Consider the following 13,051-nt stretch of genomic DNA (forward strand, 5'->3'; position numbering starts at 1 on the left):
AATAAAGATAAAAAAAGCAACTTGACTTTGACATGAGTATTCTGTATTATAACTTATTGTAATTTTAATTACCGCTCAATAAAAATTACAAACGGTATAAAGGAAGAAGATATTATGATATTTAAAACATGTAAACGCTTGAAGTTAATAACGATGCTTATGTTAATATTAAGTTGCGCTTTTTTTAAAAAACCACAATCTGTACAACAAGACAGTGATGTTGGAAAGCCAATAAGCAATGAAAAATCATCTGAAAAACCACAACCTTTGCAGCAAGACAGTGATAGTGATATTGGAAAACCAACAAGCGATGAAAAATTACATTTACTATTGGGCAAAATTTTGAATAAAAAATTGCCAATCATAAATAGCAATCATGACGTAACTTGGATAAAAACAAAAGCAATGACAATCTTAGATGAATATGGACAAGCAATATCAGAATTTAAAAACAAATTTGGATATTCTTATATACTATCTCCTATAAAAATGGACGATAAGTATAGTAGTTTCACATCGCTATTAATACTTTTTGAAACAACTAAAAATGGAGATAAAGAATATGAAATTGAAAACATTAAATTTATAACAGCCGGTTCCAACCTAGAGCTTAAAGATCCTCTTCTAGTTGTTGAAAATTCACAAGAAGAAGGATATGTTACTGCATACCCATTTGGAATATTGATGAGCGATGAACTTAAAAATGCTTTTAAATTAACATATCAAAATGGTCATTGGAATTATATGCTTGCAAATTTAACCGTCAAAAACAAACTTACTCAAAAAACTAAAACTTATAAAATTTCCCTTAATTCAAAATTAATTATCGACTTTTTAAAAGAAGTAATAAAGGAAAATTCTATCTTAAAAGATACTAATGGGGATCTATTTGAAGATATATAAAATAAAAAAAGGAAATATTTTATGAACCTTAAAAAATTTATTTTAATTGCAGTAATTCTTTCTCTAGCTAAAAATGTTTTTTCTGAAAACGAAATTAATATCTTCGAAAATAACAATTATATTGTAAAGGAAAATATAAAAACAGGAATTAAAAAACTAAAACAAAGTTTTTTACTAGTACCTGTTGATATTGCAATTAGCCAACCTTACATAGAATTAGTAGATCTGAATGGAGACCCGATAAAAGAACTTGTTGGAATTAGCTATACATTTATAAATGCATTTTCAAAAATTGGATTTTCTGCCATTATTTCGTTTGACCTATCAAACGAAGCTTCTGAGAAATACAAAATCACAAAATTAGAATTCTTAAGTCCAGATAAAGGCAATTTTATCGATCATCTAAGCAGTCTTGCCAGTGGAAAGCAGCAATCAAAAAAAGAGCTCGCAAAAGATGCTTATTCTTTTGGCACACTACGAACTGAATCTCTCTCAAAAACGATTGCAGAATATTACAAGGACAACAACTGGTATTACATCTTGGCAGCAATAACAGTAGAAAATAATATAAATAAAGAAGCTAAAAAATATGAAATTAGAATTAACCCCCAAATATATAACGATTTCCAAAAAAATTTGAGATTACATTTTAAAAGCAACAAATTAAAAAAATTTCCAATACCCGTTATAGAATAAACCAAAAATAAATAGAAAAAAGATTTTACTTCTCTAAGATCGTTAAATGTATAATAATAAAACAATGAGCAGTAATAAAACAATAATAATAAATTTAAATAATTTAGAGCATAACTTAAATTTAATTAAAAATAAAATTGGTGAAAAAGAAATAGTGGCTACCTTAAAAGCTGATGCATACGGTCACGGACTTATAAATATATTTAAATTTCTAAAAACAAAAAAGATAAATTATTTCGGACTTTCCAATATTGAAGATGCTAAGACACTTAAAAAAATTGATAAAACTATAAAAATATTAATGTACACTAAAGTAGATAAAAAAGAAATTAAAAATTTGATTAAACTTGAGTTATTACCATTTGTTGCTGATTTTGAATATCTATCTTTAATAGAAAAAGAATGCGCATTGCAAAAAAAGAAAATAAAAGTTCACTTAAAAATTGATATTGGCATGAATAGATATGGAATAGAAATAGATAGCGCCTTTGAAATAGCCACTTATATTCAAAATTCAAAATTTCTAGAACTAGAGGGGGTCTGCTCACATCTTCCAGCAACAGAAAATTTTAAAACCACACAAAAACAAATAAAGCAATTCTTATTTTTTCTAGAAACGATTAAACAAAAAAATATAAATCCAAAATTTGTTCATATTTCTAATTCGGGACACATTATCAATTACAAAATAAATCCACAATTTAATATGGTAAGACCGGGTCTTATTCTTTACGGTTATTATCCATCACTAAAAAACAAAAAAACTACACTAAACTTTAAACCTGTATTAAATTTATTTTCAAAAATAATGTTTATCAAAAATGTAAAAAAGGGTGAGAAAATTTCATATTCAGGTTTATTTCAAGCTAAAGAGGATATGAAAATAGGAATTATCCCAATCGGATATTTTGATGGAATACCTCAAAACATAAATAATAATTTTTATTTTTTAATAAACAATAAAAAATGTAAAATAAGGGGAAAAGTTTGCATGAATCTAACAATAGTAGAAATCCCTAAAAACCTAAAAGTTAAAACAGGTTCAAAAGTAGAAATTGTATCAGAAAAATTAAGCATAGATGAAATGAGTAAATTTTCCAAAAGAAGTCATTATGAATTATTATGTAATATAGGAAAATATGAAAACAGAAAATACTTAGATTAAATTGCCCAAAGAATCAAATTTTTGGAAATCTATTAAATTACCTCTAGCATCATAAATCCATTTATAAATTGAAAATCCCCCAACATCATCTCTTAATCTCAAATCTGGACCATGATTTGATTGTTTTGATATTTTCCCAAACTTATTATATTCGTATTTATAAACACTAACCCCATGAATATCGTCTTGCAATTGTCCCAAGCTGCCAAAATTTTTTTGAGAAATAAGTCTATTTTGCTTATCATATTCATATAAATATTCAAAAACAAAATTACAATCAGCAACCAAAACTCCATCCTTAGAATAATTTTTCTTTGAAATCATATTGCCATTAGAATCGTAACTAAATTTATACTTTGAAACTCCTTCAAAATCATCTATTGGATTAACAAAATCCCCACCAAAATGTTCCTGAGCAATCAAAAATCCTTCTTTATCGTAAGAGTATCTGTAAATCATCACACCTTTAGCATCAGCTATTAAATTAAAATTTTTATCAAAAAAAATATTTTCTATTAAATAAAACTTGTCGTCATATTTATAACTATAAATAGCAATGCCTTTAAAATTATCCATTATTTCATACTTTTCCTCATAAACAGTTGGAATATCTCTATTATAGTTTTTATTAATTTTATTACTATAGTTTATTATTCTTTTTTCATTATTTTGGATATAAAAAATAGTTTTCTTCATGGCATAACCATTTTGACTAATTGTTAAATTATTGTTATTGTCATAATTATATTCTTTGTAATAACAATCCTTATCTTTAAAATAATAGTCATAACGATAAATTGCTACATTATTTTCATCAGGAGTTAAGTTATTATTAATATCGTAATTTAAAACCTCAATAACTTTTCCATCAATATCATAATGATATATTTTAGTAGCTACAGAAAATGGATTTGAAACAATGTAAGCTGATTTATCAAGATATTCCTCTTTAATAAGATTATGATTAGCATCATAAGTTAATCTAAACCCACAAGTACCATTTTTTGATCTCACAATATAACCATTCTCATCGTAATACAAAACCGTTTTAACAAATTTGGAATGATCATAACTAACCTTTGTAAAATACACGTTATTTAAATCTTTAATCTGAATCCCTGATTCATTAAATCTGTAAACACTAAACACTCTCTCATTATCGTATAAAAAATGATAATAAGAAACATTATATCTATCTCTAACCATTTCATTAGATCTATTATAATTAAAGATATTCTTAATCCTGCCATCACTCATATACTCTATATGTTCAATGTAAACACCATTATTATTTTTAAAAGCAAGTCCCCTATTTAGAAATATGCGCCTTTCACTGTGTTTGGATCTTTCTATTTTAATTTGATTTGCATTAAAAAAAGAAGGTATTAAAATACTAAGCTTGCCAATATAATCAACGAAAATAAGATTATTATTGCGATCATAAGTGAATTTATATCCATACCCTTCCTCAGACTCTTCTTTTGTAATCTTATATTTACCTACTATATTGTAATTGACAGAATAATCCGCAAATCTATAGTAAACTTCTTTTGAAAAAAGAAAAGTGCTCATAAAAAATATGATAAATAACATGAATAAATTCCTTGATAAATCAACCTTATTTTGATAGATTTATTATACAATAAATCTATCAAAAAGGAGCTTTAAAATGGCAAAGATTTCTAAAAACGCTCAAAGAGGAGGTTCGAAAGAATTAATAAGTCGATGGGGAGGAAAAATTTTAATGAAATCAAAATTTGAAAATGGAAAAATAAAGCATTATGCAGAATGTCAAACTTCAAAAAATATAGCAAGAAAGCCAAGGGATTTATTTTAACAAATAAATCCACTTACTTATAAATGCTATTTTTTTTGTATCCTATCACTAAATTTGCCCCATGCTTCATCTTGTTCTTGTTTTGTATAGTTCTTATTTACTGCTTGTTTAATCGTTGCACCTTTTTTAGGAAAAGAATTTCTAACTTGCTCTTTTATTTCCTCTCTTTGTCTTCTAATTTTTTCCAATTGTCTTTTAACTCTTTCATTTGAATCAAAAAGACCACTGCCACTTTTATTCAAACCAACCCTAAAATCCAATCTAGACAAAGCTTCTTTATAACTTTGATGCTTGCCTGTCAAAAACAAAACAATTCTTTTAAGAAGGCTTAAATCCTTATAAGCAGCATTCAAAAGCGAATACAAATCAAGTTTATATATTTTATATAAAGGCAGTAATTCATTACTATTCTTAAAATATTTAGCTGCCTCAACTTTAATCAAATCTTTAAGATGGACTTGGACACTTTGTGTTTTATAAATTCTTCTGTAATGAGAAACAATAAGGTCAAGAAATTTGACTTTATTTTTCAAACAATACTCATTCATAATATATCTAGATACTAATCTGCTAATAATTTCTTCTAAGCCTTCCTCTGTAAAAATAGAAGAAGGATCATCTCCGAAACTAAGAATTTTAAATATACTAGCTCTCAATTCACTATTAAGAAATTGCAAAACCTTCTCATATTCTTCTAGAAAAAACTCATATGCAAAAGGTTTGTACAAATGAAAGTTTTCTTTTACTTGAAATATTTTTGGCAAAATATCATGAATTTTGGATTCAAAAAAGTACATATTAGCAACTAATAAAAAATTTTCAGGGTCATTCAAACCTTCAGAATAAACTCTTAGAATACTAGAAAACTCTTTCGCATCAATTAAACCTTTTTTAAACTCCAAAGTCTTCTCAATTGCTTTCAAAGCTTCATCAATTTTAATAGCTTCTAGAGCCTTAAGCTCTTCTAAGTCTTTTTCATTTTTAATAAAAAGATTAAGAAAATCCAAAAAAACAAAATGATTTTTTGAGAAAGTGATTCCTTTTTTGCCAAGAACTTCATCCTTAATTTCAATCATGCCAGAGATAATCTTGGAAATAGCACCAATAATATTCTTACCCTCTTCTAAAGCTCTCTCATAATCACCAAGCTTTAATCCTTTTACTCTAACGAAAACATCTTTTACAACATTATTAGAAGCAATATCGAAAAATATTTTTTTAACAAACTCAATAAAATACAAAGCCCTGTTTGATGGAATTATCAATGATTTCCAAACCAATATTTCTTTCAGTTGGGATTTTGTTTCAAAAAATTTGTAATTAATATCTGAATCTGTAATAGTTATAAATTCATTCTGAAAAACCAACAAACTAGATTCTATATTTTTAACAGTAAGCAAAGAACTAAAAAGCTCTATTCCTATATAAGTTTTCAAAAATAAATCGTCAATAGAATAATAATAAAAATCATAACTGGCCTCATCAGTCAAAATTATGCTATCTGGTAAAATTTCTCCATTCTTTGCTATTTTATTAGTAATTATTCCTCTTTTAACTTCATAAAGTTTGCGAAATAAAAAATCAAGTTCTCCTTTTAGACCTCGTATTTTTACAGAATACTCTTCTATAAAAGAAGAATAATCTATAGCGCCCTTTTTATAAGACAGAATAGTTTTCAAAATTGATTTTTGGGTATCAGAAGATATTCCTAGTTGAGAAATCAAAATATCTACTTCTTTGCTAATCATATAAAAAATTTCTGGTAATTTTTTCATACTGCTCCTTATATTACATTAAAATAATAAACCATATTACATTAAAAATAATTAACAAGCTAAAATTTAGATCATATAATCAATAAAGGTTAAATAACATTAAATTATACAAAATATATAAAAGCAAAAAAATTAAAGAAATGCCTCTGCTGAAAATCCCCTTAAATTTCACCACTAAGAATAAAACTAAAGTTATAAATACCATTATACTAAAATCTAAAATATAAATATCTTTCAACAAGATAGGTCTAAAAAAACTACTACTAGCTAAAATAAAACCGATATTAAAAATATTGCTACCAATAATATTCCCAAATGCAATGTCTGACTCTTTTTTAATTATTGCAAAAAGAGATACAACAAGCTCTGGCACACTTGTCCCAAAAGCTACAACTATAATTCCAATCAACTTTTCACTAACATTAAAAACATTATTGGCAATATAAAGAGCCCCATCCACCAATAATTTCGATCCTAAATAAAGGAAATACATACTAACAAAAAAGCTTAACGCATTAAAAAACACAAAATTTAAACTCGGATTTATATTGCTTACTCCTTCTTGAAAAGAATTTTCCAAACTGAAATGCGATTTTTCTTCTTTATAAAAGAAGAAAAGATAGGACAAAAACAAAATCAAGATACTCAATGAGCTTAAACGATTATAAGGCATTACAAAAAAAGAGTAAGTTCTCAAATCAAATGAAAGCAACAAAAGAAGAAACATTAATAAAAATAGAAACATAAAAGAAAGCTTAAGTCTTTTAAAATCTGCCTTAATCCTTAAAAATAATCCTGCTAAAGGCAGGGCAAGCAACATATTGATAATATTGCTTCCAATAACATTAGAAACAACAATTTCGTTTTTACCCTTAAAAGCCGCCACCAAACTTGTAAAAAGCTCTGGAGCACTTGTTGAAAAAGATACTATTGTAACCCCTATTAAAAGTGTTGGAACTTTTAAATAAGTAGCAATGCTAACCGAACTTTTTAAAAGTAAATCACCACCAAGATACAATAAAAAAATACCAATTCCTACATAAAAAAATTGAATTAACTGTTCCAAATGAATCTCCTTTATAAGAAACAGTAATTAAAAAGAATCTAAATATTCTTTCAAACTACCTTTAATCATATAATAAACATTAGATGCGTTCCAAAGACTAAAGCCACTACCAAATGACTCTTTAACCCCTTTAAGCTGAAACTTCAAATACTTAAAATAAATCTCGTCATCCACAAACCTTTCTTTTCCTAACAAAAAAGCTTGAACATAAGGCCTAATGACAACCCTATCTAAAGAAAACATAAGTGCTCTATCGCAACCCTCTTTATAAATCTTATAAGCTCTTTTTGTATAATAAGAATTGCTTGGCAAAAAATCATTAGTATAGTGTGAAGGATAAAACATAGGAGATATAACATCAACATAATCTGACAACATTGCAATATTTTGACCAATACTATTAGTAAGAAACCAACCGTTGTACCCATAAATATCAACAGAAATAGGAATATAGAGCTGTTCTCTTGCCATAATCAAAAAAGATTCAAGAGCATCAACAGGTCGCATCTCATACTTATTCATTCTTGAAGTTGCAAAAGATACAGGACCATCTGACGGAAATCTAATATAATCAAATTGTATCTCGTCAACTCCAAAAGATTGTATTTCTTTTGCAATGGAAATATTATATTCCCAAGTAGCAGGAGAAAAAATATCTACCCAATGCTCTGCTTGCACATATTTTACAAGACCATTAGAATCAATTTTTTTAATAAAATGAGCCCAAGGCTTATTGGTCCTTTTATTCCAAAGAGCATGCTTAAAATCATTATAATAATACAATTTTGCATCTTTAAATACAACACATCTAGCAATAACATAAATTCCAAGTTCTCTAGCTTTTTTAAGAATATAAGAAATATCAATCAAGTTTCTAACGGCTCCTAACTTATTGGGCAAAGAAAGCTTACTAGAATAAGTTAAATTGCCATTATCATCTTTAAAGTCAATCACAACAGCATTCATACCTGAATCTTTAATAAATTTAAATCTTTCATCAACTGCCCTGTTATTACGCAATGTATATGCTGTTAAATAAATAGATCCTTTATCTTTAGCAAGCCCCATCCTTTGTGACTTTTCAACAAAATCCTGATCTTGCAAAGATGATTTTCCAATAAATACCCATTGCCCATTAAAATAAGAATAAAAATGATTATCATATGTTCTAACTAAAATTTTTTCTACATTCTTGCTAGATAAATCTAAAATACGTATTATTTGCTTCTTAAAAGGAAAAGAAATTTTTTTAATAAACCCACTTTTTTGATTAATTAAAAAAATATCCCCATAAACTCCAGAAGAAAAATATAAATTATTTGTCTCTTCTTTTGAAAATTCAACAGCACTAATAATGTCGTAATACCCCGCACCTAGATAAATCTGAGGAATTAAACGATTTAAATTTTTAAAGCTAACAGCTCCATTAACACTAAGATAAATCCCATGAAACGCAGTTCCAATGGCAATACGCTTATACTCTCCTTGAGAAAAGGCACTCGATGTGATATACGCATTATTGTTAAATTTGCTAATTTCCACTAATTTTCTAAAATTTTTTGAATAATCATAAGAAACATAAAGATTATTGCTTGTAGTCAAAAATGAACTTGAAGAATAAACATCTTCATAAATAGAAGTAATTCGACTGGGAGCAAGCTTACAAAAAGGGTAAACCCACCTAGAATCTATCCCATTAACCTGAACTTTAGTTATTTTCCCATTAATATTTTTACTCAAAAATCCTTTATGGATAAAAAATAAACTATATTTTTTTAAAAATTCTTCATCGGTTATTGAATATATACTAAAAACTTTAAAAACAAAAAAAAAGAAAATAACTATCCAATAGACAAAAATTTTCATATACATTAATACATGATACTTACAAATCAAAAAATATTAAATAACAATGATTTTGATTTGACGATTGAATCTCAATTTAATTCAAAAATATTTAAATATTGCAGCAAATATAATCTTAAAAAGATTAAGCTCTGCCATAAAGTCTTGTAATAAAACTTATATTTTTACTCAAAATGGGATCCAAATCACTTTCTAATAATCTAAAAATCCAATTATCTGAAGTATTTTTTGGAATATTTGCCTTAAATTCATTTCCCAAATTAATATAATCTTGCATTGATACTATTACATTATTAGAAACACTGCCCATAGCACTTCTTATTATGTCCCAAACAACAAAATCTTCATTTGTATTTAAATAATCAAAAATGTACTTTTTATGCAAATCGTCTAAAGAGTCAACAAATTCTCGTATTGTATCATTATCGTTAATTCCTGTGTAAACTATACAATTTTTAATATAATTATGGGGAAGATTCTGATTGTCCGAATCAAAATCAAAAGCAAGACTCATTATTCTCATTCCTGGAAAATTAAAAAAATCTCTTAGCCTTGAAACATCTTCAAGATCATTTCCAAAATCTTCAACCCAAATTTTTAAATCTTTAATTTCATTTAAAATAAAATTAAAAAAATCTCGTCCTGGCGACTTTACCCAAAGCCCATTAAATGCATAAGCCTCACTGGCACTAACTTCCCAAGTAGAAACAAAACCTCTGAAATGATTAATTTTAATCACATCTATATACTTTCTTAAAACCTCGATCCTTTTTGCCCACCATTCATACTTAACTTTCTTTAAAACATTCCAACTATAAGCTGGACTATCCCAAGCTTGCTCTTGCTCTAAAAAATAATCTGGAGAAATTCCTGCAACTTTATCCTTGCTTGCATCAAATCTCAACTTAAAATATTTTTGATGTGCCCAAACATCAGCAGAATCATATGCCACAAAAAGGGGCACGCTTATAACCAGCTCAATTCCCTTATCGTTCGCATAGCGCTTTAAAGCTTGAAACTGTGAAAAAAAGAAATACTGCAACACCTCTTGCACTTTGATCTCTTTTGAGAGAATATTTCTCAATTTAAATAAGTCTTTTTCATTTCTTTTAAGAATTCCTCTATCAAAAAGAACATTAAAAGCGTCCTTTGATTCTTTAAAAAAATATTCTTTAAAAGCAACAAAACTTGCAAAATCTAAAAGCCAATAAGAAGACTTTTTTTTAAACTTTTCAAAGCTTCTAACCTCATCAACTGAAGCTCTATTAATAAAATTTAAAGCAGCTTCTTTGAGAAATTTATCTTTTAAACTTAATTTTTTTAAATCAAAATACCTGGTTTCATTTTCCTTTAAAAGGCTCAAATCCGAATCTATAAATTTGCCAAGAGCTTCTAAATCAATATAATAAACATTACCAGCAAAAGCGGAAAAAATTGAATAAGGAGGAGATCTTGTAAAATCAATAGGAGAATAAGCAAACATTTGCCAATAACTTTGCGAAGATGCAAACAAAAAATCTATAAATTTATAAGCCCCTTTGCCCAAATCTCCAATGCCATATTTAGATGGCAAAGAACTTATGTTAAGCGATATACCGCTTTTTCTTTTTAAATTTAAATTAATTCTTATTTTTTCATATTTCATATAAAACCCCTATTAATTAACAATTTAAACAATTACCCACTGTGTTATAAATTATAATAAATATTAGATCAGAACAAAATGTTAAATAGCAATTTTAAGAAAAATTTAAAAATTAAATACTTTTATGATAAAATCTATTAATGGATACCAAAGCAACCATACTATTGTTGCTATTATTTTTAGTTCAAAGCTTGGCTTTGTCTTCTGAAATCTTTGAATTCAAATACATTAAAGGTGCAAAATTTAGATTAGAAGGTATAGATAATCAAAAAATATATTTTAACGATCATTATAATTCAAGCTCTACAACCAATATTCAAATTTCAAGTGAAATAAAAGACACAAAAGAAAAATTCGCAAACATTAAAGCTTTTTTTAGAATCTTAAAAAGAGAAAATATTAATGAACCTTACCTATTAAATGAAGAATTTGAAGAAACCTTCAGCGTAAATAAGCAAGGGGAATATATAATAGGAATAAATCAAAAAAGACCTTCTGTTAGAGGCATTCCAAGATTTCCAAAAACACCTATCAAAATAAATGACAAATGGACATATCCTGCAGAAGAATATATAGAAGCTTCAAAAATAGACAAAAGCATAAAAGATTTTATTGTAAAATTTAATGTTAACTACGAATATAAAGGCAAAGAAGAGCACAATGGAAAACATTACCACATAATTCTTTCGAATTATGAGTCACAATACAATATAAAAAACATCTCTTTTTATCAAAAAGTAAACCAAAAAATTTATTTTGACAATGAAATTGGAAATACTTATAAATACAACGATGAATATATATTTGAAATAAAGCAAAACAACAATCAACATTTTAAAATGATTGGAAACTCTCTTGGCAGAATAGTTTCAATTGAACTTCCAAATGATAATTTCATTGAAACTGAAGTTGAAAATTATATCCAAGAAAAAAAAATAAAAGCTATTGGCGTTGAAAAAAATGATAAAGGCATTTGTTTAAGCTTTGATATTGAATTTTATCCTGACTCATTCCAAATACTACAAAAAGAATATAAAAAACTTGACCTTATAGCTAAACTTCTTGAAAAATTCAAAAAAAATAACATTCTAATAGAAGGACATACTGAAGAATTTGGATTAGAAAAAGAGATGCATGAGCTCTCTGAAAAAAGAGCTCATGCAATTGGAAATTATTTGATAAAAATGAAAGCAAAAAACAAAGACCAAATACTATTTAAAGGATGGGGATCTCAAAAATCAAAATATCCTAAATCATCCCCATTAAAGGCTAAAAATAGACGAGTAGAAATTACAATATTAAATAACTAATCTAGATGCATCATCTTTTATTCTTTTTTTCTTTTTTTGTCTGACAACTAATACATAAAAAAGCATAAGGAATTGCTAAAAGTCTCTCTCTAGCAATCTCTTTTTCACAAGCCAAACACTTACCATAAGAATTTTGAGAAATTCTATAAAGAGCTTGATTTATTAAATTCAACTTTCTCTTTTCAACAAAACCTAACGCTTCAAGATTATTCCCATCCATATTGTCAAAAGCAATATCAACGACATCCTTTGGATACATATCATTATTAATGATTTCCTTTTTGCTATTTTCCACAGACTTAATAGAATCCAATATCTCTCTTTTTTCAGCTGAAAGAAATTTTTTTATCTCTTCAATAAACTCATGCTCAGAACTAGCTTTTTGCATGATACCTCCCTATAAATTACATTTTTAAAAAACTCCGTGTAATTATATACACAATTTCTTATAATGTAAACAAACAATAATGCTTTTATTCCTAAAAAGGACAATTGAAATGATATGTTTAATCATGTAAAATTTATCCTATTAGAGAAAAAATGCGGAGGTTGTCTTGAATATTAAAGAAGAAGCTATTGAAACTGAAGGAATTGTAAAAGAATCCCTTCCAAATACCATGTTTAGAGTAGAACTTAAAAACAAGCACATTGTGCTTGCTCATCTATCTGGCAAGATGCGAAAACATTTCATAAAAATAGTCCCTGGTGATAAAGTAAAAGTTGAACTATCTCCTTATGATCTTACAAAAGGTAGAATAGTATACAGGGAAAAATAAAACTAAGCCATT

The 13,051-nt window shown here is 26.9% G+C and carries 12 protein-coding genes; 6 read left to right on the forward strand and 6 right to left on the reverse strand.

From position 1 onward, the window contains the following. Nucleotides 1-114: 114 nt before the first annotated feature. From QIA21_RS01380 to alr, 3 genes are read left to right on the forward strand one after another with little or no spacing between them, the layout of a single operon-like run. Nucleotides 115-903 carry a S2/P23 family protein gene (locus QIA21_RS01380; protein WP_301392855.1) on the forward strand — a complete coding sequence of 263 codons (789 nt, stop codon included), beginning with the start codon at nt 115-117 and terminating at the stop codon, nt 901-903. A 21-nt stretch (nt 904-924) separates the two neighbouring features. Then, entirely contained in the window at nt 925-1,599 is a 675-nt protein-coding gene (locus QIA21_RS01385; RefSeq protein ID WP_301392856.1) for a BB0158 famile outer surface lipoprotein, read from the forward strand. A gap of 46 nt (nt 1,600-1,645) precedes the next feature. Beyond that, nucleotides 1,646-2,764: an alanine racemase gene (alr, locus tag QIA21_RS01390; RefSeq protein WP_301392857.1), complete on the forward strand. Its 1,119-nt coding sequence runs from the start codon at nt 1,646-1,648 to the stop codon at nt 2,762-2,764. Here the strand turns inward: alr and QIA21_RS01395 are convergent. Continuing rightward, entirely contained in the window at nt 2,756-4,357 is a 1,602-nt protein-coding gene (locus tag QIA21_RS01395) for an RHS repeat domain-containing protein (protein ID WP_301392858.1), read from the reverse strand. The two genes, alr and QIA21_RS01395, sit on opposite strands and share 9 nt — an antisense overlap. Nucleotides 4,358-4,433: 76 nt before the next feature. Between QIA21_RS01395 and QIA21_RS01400 the strand changes: the two genes are divergently transcribed. Next, the gene (locus QIA21_RS01400; protein ID WP_301392859.1) at nt 4,434-4,601 is read left to right on the forward strand and encodes a hypothetical protein; all 168 of its coding nucleotides are present in this window, start codon (nt 4,434-4,436) and stop codon (nt 4,599-4,601) included. Between the two features lie 26 nt (nt 4,602-4,627). Here QIA21_RS01400 and QIA21_RS01405 read toward each other — a convergent pair whose 3' ends face one another. From QIA21_RS01405 to malQ, 4 genes are all read right to left on the reverse strand, one after another. Beyond that, entirely contained in the window at nt 4,628-6,376 is a 1,749-nt protein-coding gene (locus QIA21_RS01405; protein WP_301392860.1) for a hypothetical protein, read from the reverse strand. A gap of 79 nt (nt 6,377-6,455) precedes the next feature. Next, the gene (locus QIA21_RS01410) at nt 6,456-7,442 is read right to left on the reverse strand and encodes a calcium/sodium antiporter (RefSeq protein WP_301392861.1); all 987 of its coding nucleotides are present in this window, start codon (nt 7,440-7,442) and stop codon (nt 6,456-6,458) included. Between the two features lie 27 nt (nt 7,443-7,469). Next, nucleotides 7,470-9,314 carry a putative glycoside hydrolase gene (locus tag QIA21_RS01415; protein WP_301392862.1) on the reverse strand — a complete coding sequence of 615 codons (1,845 nt, stop codon included), beginning with the start codon at nt 9,312-9,314 and terminating at the stop codon, nt 7,470-7,472. A gap of 118 nt (nt 9,315-9,432) precedes the next feature. After that, nucleotides 9,433-10,953, reverse strand: a complete 1,521-nt coding sequence (malQ, locus tag QIA21_RS01420) for a 4-alpha-glucanotransferase (protein ID WP_301392863.1) — start codon at nt 10,951-10,953, stop codon at nt 9,433-9,435. A 140-nt stretch (nt 10,954-11,093) separates the two neighbouring features. Here malQ and QIA21_RS01425 point away from each other — a divergent pair, with 140 nt between their 5' ends. Then, the gene (locus QIA21_RS01425; RefSeq protein WP_301392864.1) at nt 11,094-12,263 is read left to right on the forward strand and encodes an OmpA family protein; all 1,170 of its coding nucleotides are present in this window, start codon (nt 11,094-11,096) and stop codon (nt 12,261-12,263) included. A gap of 10 nt (nt 12,264-12,273) precedes the next feature. Here the strand turns inward: QIA21_RS01425 and QIA21_RS01430 are convergent, their stop codons facing one another. Beyond that, nucleotides 12,274-12,651 (reverse strand): TraR/DksA family transcriptional regulator, encoded by a 378-nt coding sequence (locus QIA21_RS01430; protein WP_091972889.1) that lies wholly within the window; start codon nt 12,649-12,651, stop codon nt 12,274-12,276. 166 nt (nt 12,652-12,817) lie between these two features. Here QIA21_RS01430 and infA point away from each other — a divergent pair, with 166 nt between their 5' ends. After that, a complete protein-coding gene (infA, locus tag QIA21_RS01435) occupies nt 12,818-13,039 on the forward strand; it encodes a translation initiation factor IF-1 (RefSeq protein WP_002556767.1) in 222 nt (73 codons plus the stop codon). The last annotated feature ends 12 nt before the right edge of the window (nt 13,040-13,051 follow it).

The organism is Borreliella japonica (assembly GCF_030438115.2).
Taxonomy (GTDB): Bacteria; Spirochaetota; Spirochaetia; order Borreliales; family Borreliaceae; genus Borreliella; species Borreliella japonica.